The organism is Mycobacterium sp. URHB0044 (assembly GCF_000620625.1).
In the GTDB taxonomy this organism is placed as follows: Bacteria; Actinomycetota; Actinomycetes; order Mycobacteriales; family Mycobacteriaceae; genus Mycobacterium.
This window is the reverse complement of sequence record NZ_JIAW01000024.1, coordinates 92,010-111,584: the sequence shown is the minus strand read 5'-3', so window position 1 is coordinate 111,584 and position 19,575 is coordinate 92,010. Positions and strand designations below refer to the sequence as shown.

General features: G+C 67.9%; 19 protein-coding genes and 1 pseudogene. 10 read left to right on the top strand and 10 right to left on the bottom strand.

Going from position 1 to position 19,575, the window contains the following annotated elements; genetic code table 11:
• Both N536_RS0131985 and N536_RS0131980 read right to left on the bottom strand, forming a co-directional pair.
• The coding region (locus tag N536_RS0131985; RefSeq protein ID WP_155948828.1) for a DUF222 domain-containing protein at nt 1-363 on the bottom strand (363 nt) is incomplete at its 3' end.
• 56 nt (nt 364-419) lie between these two features.
• Nucleotides 420-1,415, bottom strand: coding sequence for a zinc-binding dehydrogenase (locus N536_RS0131980; protein ID WP_231514695.1), 996 nt, complete (start codon nt 1,413-1,415; stop codon nt 420-422).
• Nucleotides 1,416-1,685: 270 nt separating this feature from the next.
• On the opposite strand from N536_RS0131980, the gene N536_RS0131975 reads away from it, so the two are divergent.
• Nucleotides 1,686-3,416, top strand: coding sequence for a BCCT family transporter (locus N536_RS0131975; protein WP_029117343.1), 1,731 nt, complete (start codon nt 1,686-1,688; stop codon nt 3,414-3,416).
• Here the strand turns inward: N536_RS0131975 and N536_RS0131970 are convergent.
• The 3 genes from N536_RS0131970 to N536_RS0131960 all read right to left on the bottom strand — a co-directional run bounded on the left by N536_RS0131970 (nt 3,413) and on the right by N536_RS0131960 (nt 5,245).
• Entirely contained in the window at nt 3,413-3,658 is a 246-nt protein-coding gene (locus N536_RS0131970; RefSeq protein ID WP_029117342.1) for a hypothetical protein, read from the bottom strand. The two genes, N536_RS0131975 and N536_RS0131970, sit on opposite strands and share 4 nt — an antisense overlap.
• Nucleotides 3,659-3,736: 78 nt before the next feature.
• Entirely contained in the window at nt 3,737-4,729 is a 993-nt protein-coding gene (locus N536_RS0131965) for an LLM class F420-dependent oxidoreductase (protein WP_029117341.1), read from the bottom strand.
• A 51-nt stretch (nt 4,730-4,780) separates the two neighbouring features.
• Nucleotides 4,781-5,245: a GatB/YqeY domain-containing protein gene (locus N536_RS0131960; RefSeq protein ID WP_029117340.1), complete on the bottom strand. Its 465-nt coding sequence runs from the start codon at nt 5,243-5,245 to the stop codon at nt 4,781-4,783.
• Nucleotides 5,246-5,419: 174 nt separating this feature from the next.
• Between N536_RS0131960 and N536_RS0131950 the strand changes: the two genes are divergently transcribed.
• Genes N536_RS0131950 through N536_RS0131930 form a run of 5 tightly spaced genes read left to right on the top strand, consistent with a single transcriptional unit; the run spans nt 5,420 to nt 10,763 of the window.
• Nucleotides 5,420-6,670, top strand: a complete 1,251-nt coding sequence (locus tag N536_RS0131950) for a hypothetical protein (protein ID WP_369798491.1) — start codon at nt 5,420-5,422, stop codon at nt 6,668-6,670.
• A 1-nt stretch (nt 6,671) separates the two neighbouring features.
• On the top strand, nt 6,672-7,322 hold the full coding sequence (locus N536_RS0131945; protein ID WP_369798490.1) for a DUF4129 domain-containing protein: 651 nt from the start codon (nt 6,672-6,674) through the stop codon (nt 7,320-7,322).
• Nucleotides 7,319-8,461: a DUF4350 domain-containing protein gene (locus tag N536_RS0131940; RefSeq protein WP_029117337.1), complete on the top strand. Its 1,143-nt coding sequence runs from the start codon at nt 7,319-7,321 to the stop codon at nt 8,459-8,461. Before N536_RS0131945 ends, N536_RS0131940 begins: the two co-directional genes overlap by 4 nt.
• Nucleotides 8,458-9,441, top strand: coding sequence for a MoxR family ATPase (locus N536_RS0131935; protein ID WP_029117336.1), 984 nt, complete (start codon nt 8,458-8,460; stop codon nt 9,439-9,441). The genes N536_RS0131940 and N536_RS0131935 overlap by 4 nt, the downstream gene beginning before the upstream one ends.
• On the top strand, nt 9,441-10,763 hold the full coding sequence (locus N536_RS0131930) for a DUF58 domain-containing protein (RefSeq protein ID WP_029117335.1): 1,323 nt from the start codon (nt 9,441-9,443) through the stop codon (nt 10,761-10,763). Before N536_RS0131935 ends, N536_RS0131930 begins: the two co-directional genes overlap by 1 nt.
• A gap of 7 nt (nt 10,764-10,770) precedes the next feature.
• On the opposite strand, the gene N536_RS0131925 is transcribed toward N536_RS0131930, so the two are convergent.
• Nucleotides 10,771-11,763, bottom strand: coding sequence for a stage II sporulation protein M (locus tag N536_RS0131925; RefSeq protein WP_029117334.1), 993 nt, complete (start codon nt 11,761-11,763; stop codon nt 10,771-10,773).
• Between the two features lie 28 nt (nt 11,764-11,791).
• Between N536_RS0131925 and N536_RS0131920 the strand changes: the two genes are divergently transcribed.
• From N536_RS0131920 to lfrA, 3 genes are all read left to right on the top strand, one after another.
• Nucleotides 11,792-12,670 (top strand): RDD family protein, encoded by an 879-nt coding sequence (locus tag N536_RS0131920; protein WP_029117333.1) that lies wholly within the window; start codon nt 11,792-11,794, stop codon nt 12,668-12,670.
• Between the two features lie 201 nt (nt 12,671-12,871).
• Nucleotides 12,872-13,447, top strand: coding sequence for a TetR/AcrR family transcriptional regulator (locus N536_RS0131915; RefSeq protein WP_029117332.1), 576 nt, complete (start codon nt 12,872-12,874; stop codon nt 13,445-13,447).
• Nucleotides 13,448-13,485: 38 nt separating this feature from the next.
• Complete coding sequence (gene lfrA / locus N536_RS40030; RefSeq protein ID WP_081809469.1) at nt 13,486-15,174, top strand: efflux MFS transporter LfrA; 1,689 nt, start codon at nt 13,486-13,488, stop codon at nt 15,172-15,174.
• On the opposite strand, the pseudogene N536_RS43205 reads toward lfrA, so the two are convergent.
• Nucleotides 15,086-15,307 (bottom strand): annotated as a pseudogene (locus N536_RS43205) (anthrone oxygenase family protein); the annotation flags it as partial. The gene lfrA and the pseudogene N536_RS43205 overlap by 89 nt on opposite strands.
• A gap of 268 nt (nt 15,308-15,575) precedes the next feature.
• On the opposite strand from N536_RS43205, the gene N536_RS0131900 reads away from it, so the two are divergent.
• Nucleotides 15,576-16,517: an AraC family transcriptional regulator gene (locus N536_RS0131900; protein WP_029117330.1), complete on the top strand. Its 942-nt coding sequence runs from the start codon at nt 15,576-15,578 to the stop codon at nt 16,515-16,517.
• Nucleotides 16,518-16,628: 111 nt separating this feature from the next.
• On the opposite strand, the gene N536_RS0131895 is transcribed toward N536_RS0131900, so the two are convergent.
• From N536_RS0131895 to N536_RS0131885, 3 genes are read right to left on the bottom strand one after another with little or no spacing between them, the layout of a single operon-like run.
• Nucleotides 16,629-17,783 (bottom strand): cation:proton antiporter, encoded by a 1,155-nt coding sequence (locus N536_RS0131895; protein WP_029117329.1) that lies wholly within the window; start codon nt 17,781-17,783, stop codon nt 16,629-16,631.
• Between the two features lie 9 nt (nt 17,784-17,792).
• The gene (locus tag N536_RS0131890; protein ID WP_029117328.1) at nt 17,793-18,173 is read right to left on the bottom strand and encodes a hypothetical protein; all 381 of its coding nucleotides are present in this window, start codon (nt 18,171-18,173) and stop codon (nt 17,793-17,795) included.
• Nucleotides 18,174-18,222: 49 nt separating this feature from the next.
• The gene (locus N536_RS0131885) at nt 18,223-19,566 is read right to left on the bottom strand and encodes a carotenoid oxygenase family protein (RefSeq protein WP_029117327.1); all 1,344 of its coding nucleotides are present in this window, start codon (nt 19,564-19,566) and stop codon (nt 18,223-18,225) included.
• Between the last annotated feature and the right edge of the window lie 9 nt (nt 19,567-19,575).

The window sequence follows — 19,575 nt, the reverse complement described above, 5'->3', positions numbered from 1 at the left end:
TGCGAAGTGCTCATCGGATCCCTCGGGTGCCCGCTTGGCGATCACCCCGACCTGATCCAACGAGAATCGGCCCTCCCGCATCCCCGCCGCACACTGAGGGAACTCCTCGAGCCGGCGCGCGACGGCGACGATCTTTTGCGCCGTGTGCGGTGACACCCCGGTCTTCCAGGCCACCAACGCCGCAACCGAACTACACCCCGTAGCACCCCACAACCCGTCGCGGTCGATCTCGGCGACGACCTCCACCAGCCGACCGTCGATCGCGTTGCGCTGACCGACCAACTCCGACACCTCATCGAACAACACATCGATACGCCTGACAGAATTCACCTCAGGAGCGAAAGACTCTGCCACCGAAGACATAACACCATCAAAGCAGAAGCCACCGACAAAAAACGGACGCCAAAACCCCGCCAGCACTACGGCAATAGCGCGATCTTCCCAACGTCCGACTTCTCCAGGAACCGCCGTTGCGCCGCAACGACGCCCTCGAGCGGAAAGGTCGCCGCAATCACCGGTTTCAACCGGCGCTCGGACAAGTACCGGATGATGTTCTCGAAGACGACGTCCTCCTGAAAGGCGCAGCCGTACAGAGTCAAGTCCTTCAGATACAGGGAACGGACGTCCATTTCGACGATCGGCCCGGCGATCGCGCCTGCCGTCACGTAACGACCTCCCCGTCGCAACAACGGCAGCAATGACTTCCACTCCTCCCCCGCCACCAAATCGACCACAGCGGTGAGACTTTCGACGCCGAGGCTCTCGACCAAATCCTCACCGCGAGGGATGACCCGATCGGCCCCAAGCCCGCGCACCGCGTCTGCCTTGCCGGCGGAGGCCACCGCGATCACCTCGGCGCCGCGCAGCTTTGCCAACTGGACGGCCGCCGAACCGACCCCGCCGGACGCGCCGGTGACGAGGACCCGGTCGTTGGAACCAATGTCCGACCGCACGAGCATTCCTTCCGCGGTGCTGTACGCGCAGGGAATGGCACCCAACTCGGCATCGGTCAGGTCGCTGTCCACCCGATAGACATCCGCGTCGGGCGCGACGACGAACTGCGCGAAGCCACCGTCGCACTCCGACCCGAACGTCCAGCACTCATACGGCCGAAAGTCGACCGGCGCCCGCAGCATGGTTCGGACCAGCACCCGCTGCCCAACTCGATCTGGCGCCACGCCATGACCGACGGCGACGACCTCGCCGTAGCAGTCGGCGCCCTGGATGCGGGGGAACCGGATCGGCTGGCCGGTCCAACCGCCGTCGGTGTCGTCGGCCCCCGCGGCGGGGGCACCGGCGTTCGTCGCACCCGTGACCGACTTCGAGTACCAGGCAAGGCGGGTATTGACGTCGGTGTTGTTGATACTCGTCGCCCGGCACCGAATCAATACCTCTCCGGCACCCGGACTGGGCACCGGAACATCGGTCCGAAAATGCAGCTGGTCGAGTTCGCCGTGGCCCAAAAGTAAAGCGGCAGACATCTTTTCGGGGAGCACGCCGCCCACCGCCGTTCTTGATCTCGTCCGGATTGTTCAATGGTCCTCTTGCCAATTTCACCGATACTTAAACACTCGAACCAATGCGGCGAACGTGACCTCAGCGTTTGACGCGGCACCACAGAAGCGGTCGAATTGCTCGACTGACATTCCCAGACGGTGAAGGAGCGGCGGTCACACGCCGACACGATGACATCCGAGATCGACAAGACCCAAGAGTCCAAACAGACCGGTAGCGCGGGGTTGGTGTCGCCCACCTCCGACGTCATCCCGCACCCCGTGTTGGACGTGCCCATCGACGAGGAGGCCCAACACCGCCGGAGAGCATTGGACCGCGCGGTCTTCGGCATCACGGCCGTCATTGCCGTTGCCTTCCTGCTGTGGGGCTTCCTGAGCACGAGCTCGCTCGCGAAGGTTTCGGGTACCGCGTTGACTTGGACGATGGACAACACGGGCTGGTTGTTCGTCCTGACGGCGTCGGCGTTCGTCCTGTTCGTGCTGTGGTTGGCGTTGGGTCGCTTCGGCAACATCCCGCTGGGTCGCGACGACGAGGAGCCCGAGTTCCGCACGGTGTCGTGGATCGCGATGATGTTCAGCGCGGGCATGGGCATCGGCCTGATGTTCTTCGGCGTCAGCGAGCCGCTGTCGCACTTCGTGACGCCGCCCCCGGGTACCGGCGCCCCCGGCAATCCGGATGCCGTGCAGACGGCAATGGCGACCACGCTCTTCCATTGGAGCCTGCACCCGTGGGCGATCTACGCCGTGGTCGGTCTGGCCATCGCCTACGGCGTGTACCGCAAGGGGCGCATGCAGCTGATCAGCGCCGCCTTCGAGCCGCTGATCGGCGACCACGCCAACGGCCCCTGGGGCAAGCTGATCGACATGCTGGCGATCTTCGCCACGTTGTTCGGCTCCGCCGCATCCCTGGGCCTCGGCGCGCTGCAGATCCGCAGCGGCCTGCACATCGTCGCGGGCCTCAGCGAGACCGGCAATGCCATTCTGATCGTCATCATCGCGGTACTGACCTGCGCGTTCATCCTGTCGGCGGTCTCCGGTGTGGCGAAGGGCATCCAGTGGCTGTCCAACATCAACATGGTCCTGGCGTTGACCCTCGCCGCGTTCGTGTTCATCGTCGGGCCGACCGTATTCATCCTGAATCTCATCCCGACCACGCTCGGCAGTTACTTCCAGGAAGTCGCGATGATGTCGGCCAGGACCGGCGCCGAAGGCGGCGACGTCAACACTTGGCTGCAGTCGTGGACGATCTTCTACTGGGCGTGGTGGCTGTCCTGGACGCCGTTCGTCGGGATGTTCATCGCGCGGATCTCGCGAGGCCGCACCATTCGGCAGTTCGTCTCCGGCGTGCTGATGGTGCCGAGTCTGGTGTCCCTGGTGTGGTTCTGCGTGTTCGGCGGGGCGGCGATCGACGTCCAGAAGTCGGGCGTCGACCTGGCCGGCGAGGGCAGCATCGAGGCGCAGCTGTTCGGCCTGCTCGACCGGTACCCGCTGGCCATCGTCGCGAGCGTCCTGGTGATCGTGCTCGTCGCCATCTTCTTCGTGTCGGGAGCGGATGCCGCCTCGATCGTGATGGGCTCGCTGTCGGAACGCGGAACGATCGAGCCGTCCCGGCCAACAGTGATCTTCTGGGGCGCCGCCACCGGGGCGGTTGCCGCGGTGATGCTGCTGGTCGGCGGTGAGGATGCGCTCACCGGCCTGCAGACCATCACGATTCTGGCCGCGCTGCCCTTCGTGCTCGTCATGGTTGGACTCGCCGCGGCGCTGGTGAAGGACCTACGGCATGATCCGCTGATGGTGCGCCGCAGGTATGCCGCCGAAGCGGTGAATGCCGCCGTCGTCACCGGTGTAACCGAGCACGGCGACGATTTCGTGATCTCCGTCGAGAAGAGCCCGGACGCCTAGGCGAGAACGGCGATGCCTGCTTCGGCGTCGTCGGTGCCGTGCACCATCGACAGCAACATCACCGAGCTGAACTCGACGACTCCGATGAGCAGCAGCGGCCACACCAGGCCCCCGGCGATGGCCAGGCTGACCCGATGCGTCGCGGGGCGCCGTTCATCGACGAGGCGGCGGGTGGCGAGCAGCATGATCACCGCGGTCACGATCGCCGAGGCGATGTAGAGAAGCGTCAGATTCCAGAGCACGACTACCCCTTGGGTCAAGTGGTCGCGGTTGTTTTCCCAAGATGTGCGGAGTTCAAACCATCGAGTTGTCGCGCCTGGTCAGGACGACCCCGCGGCGGCGCGAAGCTTTTGCAGCAACGGTTCGGCCGCCTCCTTGAGGAACGTGTCCTGGCCGTCGTCACCGATTTGAACCAGGGCGATGTCGGTGAAGCCGGCTTCCCAGTACTTACTGACCGCGTCGACGATGGCGTCGAGGTCCGGCCCGCACGGAATCGACGACGCCGTGTCCTCCGGCCTGACGAACTGGGTGGCGCCGGCGAAGCCCGCCGTGGTGGGTAGGTCGGCGTTCACTGCCCAGCCGCCTGCGAACCAGCGGAACTGGTCATGGGCGCGGGTGACGGCGGCGTCTCGGTCGGGATCCCAGCAGATCGGGATCTGGCCGATGACGCGGACACCCCCCGGCAACCCGGTGGCCTTGCGCGCCGCGTGCCACGCGTCGACGAGATCCTTGTTGGGTTCGACGGCGATGAGGTGGTCGGCCAGCGGGGCGAACGTCTCGACGGAGCGCTCGCCCGATACCGCGGCGGCGATCGCGACGGGCACCTCGGGAACGTCCCACAGCCGGGCGGAGTCGACCTGGAAGTGTTCGCCCTTCCAGTCCACCAACTCGCCGGTGAAGAGTTCCCTGATGATCTGGATGGCTTCCCGCAGCATCTCCTGGCGGCGCGCGACGGTCGGCCAGCCCTTGCCGACGACGTGCTCGTTGAGGTTCTCGCCGCTGCCGACGCCGAGGGTGAACCGGCCGTCGGCAAGGATCTGCAGGGTCGCTGCCTGCTGCGCCACGATCGCGGGGTGATAGCGCATCGTCGGGCAGGTGATGTAGGTGAACAACTCCACCCGCTCGGTGGCGTGCGCGACCGCGCCCAACGTCGTCCACGCATTTGGCGCATGCCCCTGGGAGGACAGCCAGGGCGAGTAGTGATCGCTACTGACTTCGAAGTCGAATCCCGCCCGCTCTGCCGAAACCGCATAGTCGACAAGCTCTTTGGGGCCGCTCTGCTCGGTCATCAAGGTGTATCCGAATCGCGTCATGCCCGACGGGTACCCGCGCGGTGACGTCGAAAACCGGCCGTCGAAAAGCGGCTAGAGCCGATCCTTGACCGCCGCGGAGAGCCGCGCACCATCGGCTTTGCCGTCGGCGATGGCGGTGGCGGCCTTCATCACCTGACCCATCTGCTTCATGCCTGGTCGATGGCCGATCTCCTCGGCGACCTGGGCGATGGCCGTGTTGGCCACGTTGGCCAGCTCGTCGTCGTTGAGCGGCGTGGGCAGGTATTCGACGATCACGCTCGCCTCGGCGCGCTCGTTGGCGGCAAGCTCGCCCCGACCGTTGGTGATGTAGATCTGCGCAGCCTCACCCCGCTTCCTGGACTCCCTGGCGATCACCTTGAGGACGTCGGCGTCGGACAACTCACGCGCCTCCTTGCCGGACACCTCCTCGCTCTGGATCGCCGCGATCAGCATGCGCAGCGTCCCGGTGCGCAACTTGTCCTTCGCCTTCATCGCCGTGGTGAGGTCGGCGCGCAGCTTGTCCTTGAGTTCTGCCATGGCCGAGACGCTACGCCGACGACCCGGTGACCGTGGCAGGCAAGCGGTTCCAGCTTCCGATGACGCGGGCGTGTCGCTCGGCATCGAACCGGCGTCGGCGCCAGATCATGGCTCGGACCGGCGGGCAATGCGTGCACGTTGTCAATTTCCGCGGCTATCGACAGGATGGTGATCATGAGCAACGACGCCGGTGGGTTCGGTCCTGGCGGCCCACCGCCGCCGGGATATCCGCCGTCCTACGGCCCACCGCCTGGTTACGGGTATCCGCCGCCGGCCCACTATCCGCCGTCCGGCTACCAGGATTACCCACCGGCCGGTTATCCCCCGCCGGGGTACGCACCTCCGGGTTATCCGCCTCCCGGTTATGCGCCGCCGGGCTACGCGCCCCCTGGTTATCCGCCTGCGGGCTACGCACCGCCGGGCTATCCGCCGCCGGGTTATCCGGCAGCGCTCAAGCCGGGCGTCATCCCGTTGCGTCCGCTCAGCCTGTCCGACATCTTCAACGGCGCCATCGCCTACGTCCGGATGAACCCGAAGGCAACGCTGGGCCTGACCACGGTGATCGTGGTGGCCGCACAGGTCATCGCGCTCGTGCTGCAAACCGGAACGCTGTCCGCGACCGGGGGACTGACGCCGATGTTCAGCGAGTCGGGTGACGAAATCTCGACCGCCGCGCTAGTGGGATCGTCGCTGTCCGGACTCGCGGGCGCCGTCACGACCGGGCTTTCGGCGATCGTGCTGAGCGGACTGCTCACCGTCGTCGTCGGGCGCGCGGTATTCGGGGCAAGCATCACGATCGGTGAAGCGTGGCAACGAGTTCGCGGGCGCCTGCTGGCCCTGTTCGGGTTCACCGCACTCGAAGCTCTCGGCGCGGTGCTCCTCGCCGGAATCGTGGCGGGGATCATCGCGGTGATCGCAAGCGCCAGCGTCACGGCGGCGTTCGTCGTCGGTGCACCACTGGTTCTGGCACTGATCGTGGCACTGGTCTATCTCGGCACCATGCTGAGCTTCGCTCCGACGCTCATCGTGCTCGAGCGACTCGCCGTGGTCCCCGCCATCAAGCGCTCGTTCGCCTTGGTCAAGAAGGACTTCTGGCGCGTGTTCGGCATCCGCCTGCTCGCCACGCTGGTGGCAGGCATGATCGCCGGCGCGGTGTCGGTGCCGTTCAGCTTCGGCGGTCAGATCATCTTGGTGAGTTCGACTTCGACGACGACGGTCATCGTCGCGTTGATCCTGACGGCCATCGGCGCAGCGGTAGGTCAGGTCATCACGGCACCGTTCAACGCCGGCGTCGTCGTCCTGCTCTACACCGATCGGCGCATCCGCGCCGAGGCGTTCGACCTCGTCCTGCAGTCCGGTGCGGCGGTCCCCCCGGGCGTACCGGCGGATTCGACCGACCACCTGTGGCTGACGCCACATCCCTGACGTGTCAGTCGAAATCGATCGCGACGCTGCGCACGACGCCGCGCAGCGCGAGCTGTCGAAGCCGATCTACCCGAAGGCCTCGCTGCTCGACCGCCTCACCGACTGGCTCGACGAACTGCTCTTCAAGCTGTTGACCGAGGCGGCTTCGGTGCCCGGCGGCTGGTTCACGCTGACCGTGCTGTTCCTGTTGGTGGCCGTCGCGGTCGTGGTGGCGGTCCGGGTCGCCCGGCGGACCATGCGCACCAACCGCGGGAGGGACGCCGCACTCTTCGGCGCGCACGAGCTGACATCGGACGAGCACCGAGCGACCGCGGAACAGCTTGCAGCGCAAGGCAACTGGTCGGCGGCCATCCGTCACCGCCTGCGTGCCGTTGCGCGGCACCTGGAGGAGACGGCTGTGCTGAACCCGATTCCCGGTCGCACGGCCACCGAACTCGCACGCGACGCGGGTGCGGCGCTTCCCGACCTGACAGACGAATTGCAGCGGTCCGCAGAGGCTTTCAACGACGTCACGTACGGCGAGCGTCCCGGCACCGAGGCGGGCTACCGCATGGTGGCCGACCTCGACGACCACCTCCGCTTCCGCAGCAGGGCCGGCAGCGGCACCGCCGTCGCACCTGCGGCGACCGACGACTGGGCCGACGTCCGATGACCGACGTCTCCTCCGCCGTCGGGCCGACGGTGTTGCAACGCTGGCGCACGATCAGGTGGGTGTTGTTGGCGCTGTTGGTCATCGCGCTGGTGTCTGCACTGACGACCTACCTCACGGCGCCCCGGCCGGGTGGCCGGATGGATCCGCAGTCCACCTCCCCCGACGGCGCCAGGGCGCTGGTCTCCCTGTTGCGCGACCAGGGCGTCGACGTCGTCGAGGCCTCCTCCGTCGCCGACGTCCAACGCGCCGCACGTCCGGACTCACTGTTGGTCGTCGCCGAGACGTACTTCCTGACCGACGACGAGAGCCTGCGGACGTTGTCTGCGGTTCCCGGTGACCGCCTGCTTGTCGAACCGGTGTCCCGTACCCGGGCGGCGTTGTCGCCCCGCATCCGCGTCGCGGCCACGCCCAGCCTCGTCGACGATCCGGATTGCAGCATGCCGGAAGCCAACCGTGCGGGCGTCGTCCAGTTCGGTGGCGGCGACACCTACGAAGCGGTGGACGACGCCGTACTCACCCGGTGCTACGACGGCGCGGTGGTTCGCTACACCGACGCCGGGCGCACGGTGACGGTCGTGGGCAGCGCGGAGTTCATGACGAACAAGGGGCTGCTGGAAGAGGGCAACGCCGCGCTCGCGATGAACCTGACCGGCACCCGCGACAGGGTGATCTGGTATGCGCCGCAAGAGTTTCAGGGCACCTCCAGCGGTGGCTCATCGCTCACCGACCTGATGCCCGATCGAGTCGGATGGATCGTGTTGCAGTTGTGCCTGGCCGTGCTGCTGACGGCCCTGTGGCGCGCTCGCCGGGTCGGCGCACTGGTCGCCGAAGACCTGCCCGTCGTGGTCCGGGCTTCGGAAACCGTGGAGGGCCGCGGTCGCTTGTACCGTTCGCGGCGGGCTCGCGACCGCGCCGCCGAGGCGCTGCGCACCGCCGCACGTGCGCGCATGCTGCCGCGTCTGGGACTGGGGCCCGACGCGGAACCCGCCGCGGTGATTCAGGCCATCGCCGTTCGGGTCGACGTCGACCCGAACACACTTGGCCACGCCCTGTTCGGTCCGCCGCCCGCCACGGATGCCGATCTGATCAATCTTGCTCGCCAACTCGACGACATCGAAAGGCAGGTTGTCCTGTCGTGAACCAGCCCCATCCGACCGCCAACCAGACCGTTGACGAGGACGCCGCGCGGAATGCGTTGCGCGCCTTGCGCACCGAGATCGCCAAGGCCGTCGTGGGCCAGGACGCCGTGGTCAGCGGTCTGGTGATCGCCCTGCTGTGCCGGGGACACGTCCTGCTCGAAGGCGTGCCCGGCGTCGCGAAGACACTGCTGGTGCGCACTCTCGCAGCGGCTCTGCAACTGGAGTTCAAGCGCGTGCAGTTCACCCCCGACCTGATGCCGGGTGATGTCACCGGCTCGCTGGTATACGACGCTCGCACAGCCGAATTCGAGTTCCGGTCGGGCCCGGTGTTCACCAATCTGCTGCTGGCCGACGAGATCAACCGAACGCCGCCGAAGACCCAGGCCGCGCTGCTGGAGGCGATGGAGGAACGTCAGGTCAGCGTCGACGGTCAGCCGCGTGCACTGCCCGACCCCTTCATCGTCGCCGCCACCCAGAACCCGATCGAGTACGAGGGCACCTACCAGCTGCCGGAGGCCCAGTTGGACCGATTCCTGTTGAAGCTCAACGTCCCACTGCCGCCGCGGGACCAGGAGATCGCGATCCTCACCCGACACGCGCAAGGCTTCGATCCGCGGGACCTGTCGGCCGTGCAGCCGGTGGCCGGGCCCGCGGAGCTCGCCGCAGGCCGCGCCGCGGTGCGCCGAGTTCTCGTCGCCGACGAGGTGCTCGGCTACATCGTCGACGTCGTCTGCGCCACCCGGCAGTCACCGTCGCTGCAGCTCGGCGTGTCACCGCGCGGGTCGACGGCGCTGCTGGCCACCGCACGGTCCTGGGCGTGGCTGTCGGGGCGCAATTACGTGACCCCCGACGACGTCAAGGCGATGGCCCGTCCGACGCTGCGGCACCGGGTGGCCATGCGCCCCGAGGCCGAGCTCGAGGGCGCCACGCCCGACGGCGTGCTGGACGGCATCCTGGCCTCGGTACCGGTCCCGCGCTAGTGACGCTGACCGGCCGGGTTGGCCTGATCGCCCTGATCTGCGTCCTGCCGATCGGCGTATCTCCCTGGCCAGCAACGGCCTTCGTCGTCCTGTTCACCCTGCTGGTTGTTGCCGTGGTCGTGGACGTCGCGCTTGCCGGCAGCAGCCGCAAGCTGCGCTTCACCCGCGTCGGTGACACGGCGGCACGGCTGGGCCAGGCCGTCGACACCACGCTGATCGTGGAGAATCCCGGTTCCCGCCGGTTCCGCGGCCAGATCCGCGACGCATGGGCGCCGTCGGCCCGCGCTGAACCCCGCCTGCACGCAGTGAACATCGCTGCGGGACAACGGCTCCGGGTCAATACCCGGCTGCGGCCGATGCGTCGCGGTGATCAGCGTTCGGCACTCGTCACCGCGCGCTCGGTGGGCCCGCTGGGTCTCGCGGGCAGGCAGAGTTCCCACCGGGTGCCGTGGCAGGTCAGGATTCTGCCGCCGTTCCTGTCCCGCAAGCACCTTCCGTCGCGGTTGGCCAAGCTGCGGGAACTCGACGGCATGATTCCGGTGTTGATCCGCGGCCAGGGCACCGAATTCGACTCACTGCGCGAGTACGTGGTCGGCGACGACGTGCGGTCCATCGACTGGCGCGCCACCGCGCGGCGTTCGGACGTCGTGGTACGGACCTGGCGCCCCGAGCGGGACCGCCGGGTGGTCATCGTCCTCGACACCGGCCGCACGTCGGCGGGACGGGTGGGCATCGATCCGACGGCGAGCGACCCGAGCGGCTGGCCGCGGCTGGACTGGTCCATGGACGCCGCACTTCTCTTGGCCGCGTTGGCCTCTCGCGCCGGCGATCACGTCGAGTTCATCGCCCACGACCGAGTCCCGCGGGCGGGGGTGTACGGCGCGTCGCGCACCGAACTCCTCGCCGCGCTCGTCGGGGCGATGGCTCCGCTGCAGCCCGCCCTCGTCGAGTCGGATGCGGCGGCGATCGTCGCCACGGTGCGACGGCGCGTCCGGCAGCGCGCCTTGGTGGTGCTGCTGACCGACCTCAACGCCTCCGCCCTGGACGAGGGTCTGATGGAGGTCCTGCCTCGGCTGTCGGCACGGCACCACGTGCTGATCGCCGCGGTCGCCGATCCGCGGGTGGAGCAGTTGGCGGCCGGACGATCGGACGCGGCGCAGGTGTACGACGCGGCGGCCGCCGAACGGGCCCGCAACGACCGCGTGTCGATCTCCACCCGGCTGCGGCGCCACGGCGTCGACGTCGTCGATGCCGAGCCCGACGAACTGGCTCCCGCGCTGGCCGACCGCTACCTCGCGATGAAGGCCAGCGGCAAGTTGTAGACCCGGCTCATCCCGTCGGCACGACGTCGGGCGCGTCCTCGACGTCGCCCGTCTCCCCCGCCCGAACACCCTTGCGCCCGAAGTGCACGACGTAACCGAGGAAGGCCGCCTCGGCCACCACCCCAATGGCGATTCGGGCGAACGTCGGCAACGGCGACGGCGTCACCAGCGCCTCGATCAGCCCCGACACCAGCAGCACACCGACGAGGCCCACCGCGACCGCGACGACGGCCCGACCCTGCTCGGCGAGCACCTGACCTCGTGGCCGGTCACCGGGGGACACCACCGACCAGCCGAGCCGCATCCCGGCAGCCGCGGCGAGGAACACCGCGGTCAGTTCGAGCAGCCCGTGCGGCGCGATCAGACCGAGGAAGACGTCACCCTTGCCCGCGTCGAACATGAACCCTGCGCTCCCGCCGAGGTTGGCGGCATTCGAGAAGAGCAGGTACGGGATCGGGATGCCGAGCAGGACGGCGAAACCGATGCACTGCGCGGCGACCCACGAGTTGTTGATCCACACCTGCAGTGCGAACGATCCGGCCGGGTGCTCGCTGTAGTAGGAGGCGAAGTCGTGGTTGACCAATTGGTCGATCTCGCTTGGGGTCTGCAGCGACGCCTGCACCTCCGGGTTGCCGGCTATCCACACGGCGATCAACACGGTGACGACGAAGAACGCCAACGCCGTCCCCGCCCACCATCGCCACGACCGGTACGCCACCACGGGGAACGACACCGTCCAGAACCGGGCGAATTCGCTCCACAGCGGCGAGTGCGCTCCGGTGACCGCCGCTCTGGCCCTGGCCACCAGCCCCGACAGCCGGCCGACCAGTACCGAATCCGACGACGCGCTGCGCACCATCGACAAGTGCGTCGACACCCGCTGGTACAGGTCCACCAACTCGTCGATCTCGGCGCCGGTCAGCTTGCGGCGGCGCTTGACCAAGTGCTCGAGCCGGTCCCAACTGGCGCGGTGTGCCAGCACGAACGCGTCGACATCCACGCCCGGAATGCTAGTAGCGTTTCTTTGTATGGTGGCTCAGCCCGAACCGATGGTCACGGGCGACGCCGTGGTCCTCGACATCCAGATCGCCCAGGCGCCGGTCCGCGCAGTGTCGGCGTTCATCGACATCACGGTCGTATTCGTCGTATACGTCATCGGCCTCGTCCTGTGGGCAGCCACGTTGAGCAACCTGGACTCCGCCCTGTCGGGGGCGGTGCTGATCATCTTCACCGTGCTGGCACTCGTCGGGTATCCGCTCATCTTCGAGACGGCCACGCGCGGGCGCTCGCTGGGCAAGATGGCCATGGGTCTGCGCGTGGTGTCCGACGACGGTGGTCCCGAACGCTTTCGTCAGGCGTTGTTCCGCGCGCTGGCGGGCTTCATCGAGATCTGGATGCTGGTGGGTGGACCGGCAGTGATCTGCAGCCTGTTGTCGTCGAAGGGCAAGCGCATCGGCGACGTGTTCGCGGGAACCATGGTGATCAGCGAACGTGGCCCGCGATTGTCTGCGCCGCCGGTGATGCCGCCGTCGATGGCGTGGTGGGCGTCATCACTGCACCTGTCGGGCCTGTCCGCCGAGAGCGCCGAACGCGCACGCCAGTTCCTGTCCCGGGCAACGCAATTGGACGTGCGAGTACGCGATCAGATGGCCTTCCGGATCTACTCCGAGGTGACCGCGCAGATCTCGCCGCCCCCGCCGCCCGGGGCGCCCCCGCAGTTGGTGCTTGCCGCGGTGTTGGCTGAGCGGCACCGGCGCGAATTGGCGAGGATGCGGCCGCCGCCTGGTCCGCCACCGCAGTGGCCGGCGCAACCCGCGTACCCGTATCCGCCGTCCCCATACCCGCAGCCGACACCGCCGGTGCCGCCGTCGTCGGCAGACGCCGGCGGCTTCGCTCCGCCGAGCTAGCGGTAGCGCAGCCCGACCAGCAGCACGGCGGCGATCACTATGCGGTGGTGGTCACCGTCGAGGACGGCACCGACCGGTAGAGCTTGACCGACACAGGCGTCCGCGTCTTTCTATCCGCGTACCGCGCACGCCCGAGATAGCCGCACGGCATAGTGGGACATCTCTGTCCCACTATGACAAGATCGTGCTACATTTGGCTACATGTCGGTATCGCAATCGCAGGACGGCGGCGCACGCTCGCGTACCCGCCGGGCGATCCTCGACGCCGCGATGACGGTCCTCGGCGACAACCCCACCGCGTCGCTCGGTGACATCGCGACGGCCGCCGAAGTCGGCCGCAGCACTCTGCACCGCTACTTCCCCGAGCGCTCGGATCTGCTGTGCGCCCTCGCCCGGCACGTGCACGCGTTGAGCAACGAGGCGATCGAACGCGCGGAGCCGGACTGCGGCCCTGCGGTCGAGGCGTTGCGCCGGGTGGTGGAGTGCCAGCTCGCCCTCGGCCCGATCGTGCCGTTCATCTTCAACGAGCCCACGGTCAACGCCGACCCCGAACTCGCCGCGCTGCTCGATACCGGCGACGAAGTCATCGTCGACGTGCTCAACCGGGCGTCCACCCGAGGTTCCGCCGGACCACCCGAGTGGCCGCGGCTGGTGTTCTGGGCACTGCTGGAAGCCGGCTACCTGGCGCTCAAACGCAACAGCGCCCCGCGCGTCCAGATCGTCGACGCCATCATGGCCAGCCTCACCGAGGGCACCATCAACCCGAATCAAACCTGAACCAACCACCCTGAACCAAACCCTGAACCAGGAGTCCCATGTCCACCCGGCTCGACGTCGTGCCAACCCCCGCCCGCGCTTCCCGGCGCGCGTGGTGGGCGCTCGCCGTCTTGATGCTTCCGGTGCTGTTGATCTCGATCGACAACACCGTGCTCGCCTTCGCGCTTCCGATGATCGCCGAAGACCTGCGCCCGTCGGCGTCCGCCCAGTTGTGGATCATCGACGTCTACTCGCTGGTGCTCGCCGCACTGCTGGTGATGATGGGTAGCCTCGGCGACCGGCTGGGGCGACGGCGGCTGTTGATGTTCGGCGCCACCGGGTTCGCCGTGGTGTCGTTCGCCGCGGCGTTCGCGCCCACGGCCGAATACCTGATCGCCGCGCGTGCGGCGCTCGGGGTCTTCGGGGCGATGCTGATGCCCTCGACGTTGTCGCTGATCCGCAATATCTTCACCGACGCCTCGTCGCGACGGCTCGCCATCGCGATCTGGGCGTCGTTCTTCACCGCCGGGTCGGCGCTGGGTCCGATCGTCGGCGGTGTGCTCCTTCAGCACTTCGCCTGGGGGGCAGTGTTTCTGGTGGCGGTACCGATTCTGCTGCCGCTGCTGGTGTTGGCGCCCCGCCTGGTCCCCGAGTCCAGGGATCCGAACCCGGGTCCAGTGGATCCGGTGAGCGTTCTGCTGTCGCTCGTCACGATGCTCCCCTTCGTGTGGGCGATCAAGACCGCGGCCCACGACGGGTTCTCGGTTCTCGTCGCGGCGGGCTTCGTGATCGGCATCGGGTCGGGCGTCGCGTTCGTCCGTCGCCAGAAGCGCAGCGCGACACCGATGCTCGACGTCAGCTTGTTCCGCTCCGGACCGTTCTCCTCGTCGATCCTGGCCAACTTCCTGTCGATCGTCGGGCTGATCGGCTTCCTGTTCTTCGTCTCGCAGCACCTGCAGCTGGTGCTGGGCCTGAGCCCGCTGGCGGCAGGCCTGGTGACGCTGCCAGGAGCGATGCTGTCCATGGTGGCGGGAATCGGTGTGGTGCAGCTGGCGAAGCGGTACTCGCCGCGCACGCTGTTGATCGTCGGGCTGCTGCTGGTGTCGGCCGGCTTCGGCATGATCCTGCTGTTCCGTCACGATCTGACGGTGCTGGCCGTGGTGGTGTCCTTCGTGGTGCTCGAGCTGGGAGTCGGGATGTCCCAGACGATCTCGAACGACACCATCGTCGCGTCGGTGCCGCCCGCGAAGGCAGGGGCGGCGTCCGCCGTCTCGGAGACGGCATACGAAGTCGGTGCCGTCGTCGGCACGGCGACGCTGGGCACCATCTTCACGGCGTTCTACCGCACGAACGTCGACGTACCCCAAGGCCTTCCACCACGGGAGGCCGCTGACGCCGCCGAGAGCATCGCAGGCGCGACGGCGGCTGCGCAGCACCTGCCGGCCACCCTCGCCGAGCGGCTGCTCGACTCGGCCAGGATGGCGTTCGACTCGGGCATCGCGCCGACCGCGGCCATCGCGGGCCTCTTGACCCTGATTGCTGCCGCGGTCGTCGCCATCGCGTTTCGGGATGCTAGAAGTACCGAAGGCCCGTCAGCATCAGTGCCGCGCCCACGAACCCGGTCGCGGTCCGGACGTGGTTCCACACCGTCCACGTCGACAAGTAGGCCTGCCACTCGCTGGCAGCGTCGGCGACCGACAGACCCGCGGGGTCGACGCCGTCGAGATGATTGTTCAGCGGGACGTTGAACGCCATCGTCACGAAGGCGGCGCCGATCCCGAAGACCGCACCCGCCAGCAGGTACCAACTTCCTGGCTGACCGAGTCGGGTGACCGCGACGATGCCGAGGGCCACGGCGAGCACCGCCGAGCCGAGGAACATCAGCAGGAACGGCGCGTTCGCCTGAGCTTCGGCGTTGATGCCGCGCATTGCGGTGATCGCATCGACGGGGTCGGTGCGGTCCAGACCCTTCATCACTAACGTCGAGAACGCGTAGAAGAGGCCTCCTACCGCGGCGCTGCCGATCGCGGTGACGGTGGTCAGGATGACGAGTGGGCTGGTGTTCATGACGCTTAGTCAACCGCGGGCCACTGAGACGATCCATGGCTTGCAGTCTCGCTCGCATATCTGATCGTCTACCATTTCGGGGGTGGACGCAGTGGTGGGCCTACTCGACGGAGTGCGCGCCCGCGGCGCCTTCCTGCTCCGGATGAAGATGGATCCGCCGTGGTCGATGAGCATCCGCGACGAGGCCCCGCTGACGCTGATCTGCCAGACCCACGGCGAGGCCGTGATCGTCTCGGAGTCCGCCGGCACGACGCGGCTGGCGCCGGGGGACGTCGCCCTGACCCGCGGAACCGAGCACTACCTGTTCGCCGACGATCCCGCGACGAAGCCGATGGTGGTGATCAACCCCGGCCAGCGCTGCACCACGCTGTCGGGTGACGATCTGCGGTTCGAGATGTCGCTGGGCGTGCGGACCTGGGGCAACAGTGCATCGGCCGCGACGACGTCGTTGATCTGCGCGTACGAAGGTCATAGTGCGGTCAGCGGGCGGCTGCTGGATGCGCTTCCGACCGTGCTGGTGCTGCGCGCCGACGACTGGAACAGTCCCCTGGTCGGCCTGCTTGCCGCCGAGGCCGGACTGGATGGCCCCGGCCAGGAGGCCTATCTGGACAGGCTGCTCGACGTGCTGCTGATCGCGGTGCTGCGCACCTGGTTCGATCGCGACGGGAACGCGCCGACGTGGTGGCACGCCGAGCGCGACCCCGTCGTGGGCCATGCGCTCAAGCTCATCTACAACAATCCCGCACATCCCTGGACCGTCGCGAATCTCGCTGCTGCGGTTGGCAATTCCCGCGCGGTGTTCGCCCGGCGTTTCACCGACCAGGTGGGCGAGCCACCGATCGCGTTCCTCACCACCTGGCGCCTGGCCCTGGCCGCCGACATGCTGCGGTCGGGCCGCATCACCATCGCGGCCATCGCCCGGCAGGTGGGCTACGGAACGCCGTTCGCGTTGAGCAGCGCGTTCAAGCGCGCCTACGGCGTCAGCCCGAACGTCTACCGCGAGACGGCCGCGTCCTCGGCTTGACGCCCGCCCCGCTCCTCCCCTCCCCTCCCCCTTTCGCCGAGACTGCTGCTAGATCACGAATTTCACCAAAATCGCGATCTGACAGCAGTTTCGGCGAGTTTGAAGTCGCGCCTAACGTGCAGGGTCAGCGCCGCGCTGGGCTCGCTTCGCCAGCGCGCCCGCGACCGAGGTGACCGCGATGGTGACCAGTGCGCCGAGGATCAACGCCGACGGCTCCCCCGCGCCGAGCAGGCCCCGCTCGATGCCGAGAGTGGCCGCCGCGACGGGGACACCGAGCTGCGCCGCCGCGAGCGCAGCAAGAGCCAGCGGTTGGCCCAGGAGCCTGCCCACGCAGTGCGCCAGCACCGCGCCGACACCCAGTCCCATTCCAAGCACGACGAACTCGGGATGGTCGGCCAGTTCCCGAACCTGAAGTGAGGCACCCAACCACACGAAGAACAGCGGCGCGAAGAATCCCTCGGTCACGCCGAACAGTTGGCGCGCGAGCCGGCGTGGTTCACCGATCGCCGACACCACCAGGCCAAGGGCGAAGCCTGCCAACATGATCGACACGTGGGTGGCGACGGCGAGCGCAGCGAGACCGAACAGGCAGATGAGGCTGATCCGCAGCTCGAGGGCCTGCCGGTGGTCTTCGGAGTAGTGGTGCAGTCGCTTGCGGTCACCGCGGCGATCGAAGTACCACAGCACCACGAACAACACGGCCGCCCCGCCGACGATGGCCAACGCGCCGAGAGCGGCGCGCGGCGCGTGACTCGGGTCGATGACCAACGGCAACAACACGATCGACGCGGAGTCGGCAATCGCGATCTGGGCGGTGACCGACAGGACCTGCGGTCCGCCGAGCCCGAGCGAGTCGATCACCGGCAGGGCCAGCGCAGCGGACGACGACGCCATCAGTACCGCGTAGAGCGCCGCATGCCCCGTGTCGAACGCGGCGGCCAGCGCGACGCCGAGGACCGCGGCGACGGCGCCGACGAGCACGGCCCGCAGCAACGCCTTCGGCAGCGCGCCGCGAAGGGATTCGTCGCGGACCGGCACGTGGGTGCCGACCACGAACATCACCAACGCGAAGCCGATGTTGGCGAGCAGCGTGAACGTGGGGTCGGAGGCGTCGACGATGCCGAAACCCGTTCTGCCGACCACGATGCCGGCGGCCAGCTCGCCCACGACGACGGGGATGGCCAGCCGTGGCACCGCGGCCAGCAGCGGCCCCGCCATCCCGACCACGACCAGCAGAGCCAGCGTGTCGAACCCGAAGCCCGCCATCTCAGCCGGTCAGCGCGGCTGCCACGACACCAGCCGGCACGGGATCGGGGTGTTCTCGTCGGTGAGGTAGCTGGCGCATACCCTGTGGTATCCGTCGGCAATCTGTAGCGCCGTGGCGGTCTGGAAGTTGCCGCGTACCAACAGGATCGGCGAGAGCTTCTTGCCGGCGTCGATCTTGGCCAGGTCGCCCTTGACGCGCACGTTCGACTCCGTCAACAAGGCCAACTGGGCCGCGCGCAGGATGTCCTTGGCCTTGCGGAACGTCGGTTTCGCGTGCTTGAGAGCCTCAACCGTCGCGCCGACGGTGTCGGGTTCCGCGATCAGGGTGAGGTAATCGGTGGCCGCGTCGTAGTCGTGCGCTTCGGGCTCGTCCAGCCACTTGACCGCCATCCGCACACCATATGTCGAACCATGCCGGAAGCGTCAACTGTTCCGCCGACTAGGCGCCAATCCAGTTGCCGTGGAAGCCGTACGGGACGCGCTGCGGCAGTTTGATGGTGGCCACCGGCTTGCCCGCGAAGTCGGAGGCGTCGACGATCACCAGATCGCTGCCGTCGCGGTCCGGGTCGTAGACGTACCCGAGATACCAGCCGTTGCTCTCGTCGGCCGCACCGGGCGCTGGCACGAACACGGCCTCACCGGCTCCGCCTGCGCCGAGGTCATGCACGACGGCCTGCCCACTGGTCAGGTCGTGGCGCACCCAGTTGTTGGTGCCGACCGAGACCGAATAGCGCGCGGGCAGGCCCGCCAACCGATCGTCGATGCGCGGGAACTCCACGCTGCGGTCGTCGAGTTGACGCTCGGAGACGGTGCCCGCGCGCAAGTCGATCGTCCAGTTCCACAGCACGCCGTTCGCGTCGAATCCGCCATTGTCCCGCCATAATTCGGGGTAGCGGACCGCCTGCAGCACGATCGACGAGCCATCATCGGAGTCATGGGCGTTTGCGACGTGGAAGACGTAGCACGGGTCGATCTCGAACCAGCGGACCTCGCCGAACGGATCGTCGCGGCGCAGCACGCCCAGCCGCGCGCCGTACCCGTCGTCCCAGCGGTAGGGCATGTCGCCGTCACCCTTGAGCGCGACGTCCATGTTGAAGACGATCGGCAGGTCCATGAAGACGACGTGCTCTGCCGTGAGCGCGAAGTCGTGCATCATCGTCAGCGCCTTGACCTCCAACGGCCGGTTGATGATGAGCTCGCCGTTGGCGTCGGCACGGTGATAGGTGACGTGGGGTTCGAAGATGTTGCCGTAACCGAAGAAGTGCAGTTCGCCGGTGGTCGGGCAGATCTTGGGATGGGCGGTCATCGAGTCGACCAGCTTGCCGCCGAAGTCGTAGGCGCCGATGGTCTCGAGGTCGTTGGTGATCTCGTAGGGCAGCGATGATTCGACCAGCGCCAGGGTCTTCCCCGCGTGGTTGACCACGTGGGTGTTCGCGTGACTGGCACGCAGGTTGCGGGTGCCGTCGGCGTTGTACAGCGGAAACTCGTCGACGAAGCTGTCGGTGCGCACCCAGCGGTTGCGGTACCACTTCGCCTGCCGGTCCTCGACGCGGACGCCGTGGATCATGCCGTCCCCGGTGAACCAGTGCGCGGTGGCCTGGCGCGGGTTGGGGCCGTTGCGGAGGTACCAGCCGTCGAGTTCGGGCGGAATGGCGCCCTCGACGGGCAGGCCGTGTTCGGTGAGTTCGTCGGCGACGGGCGCATAGTTGCCCACCCGGAAGAAGTCGCCGGTGCTGGGCAGGCCGGCCGGATCGGTGGCCGAGAGATCCGTGGTGTCGGTCATGAGTGCCTC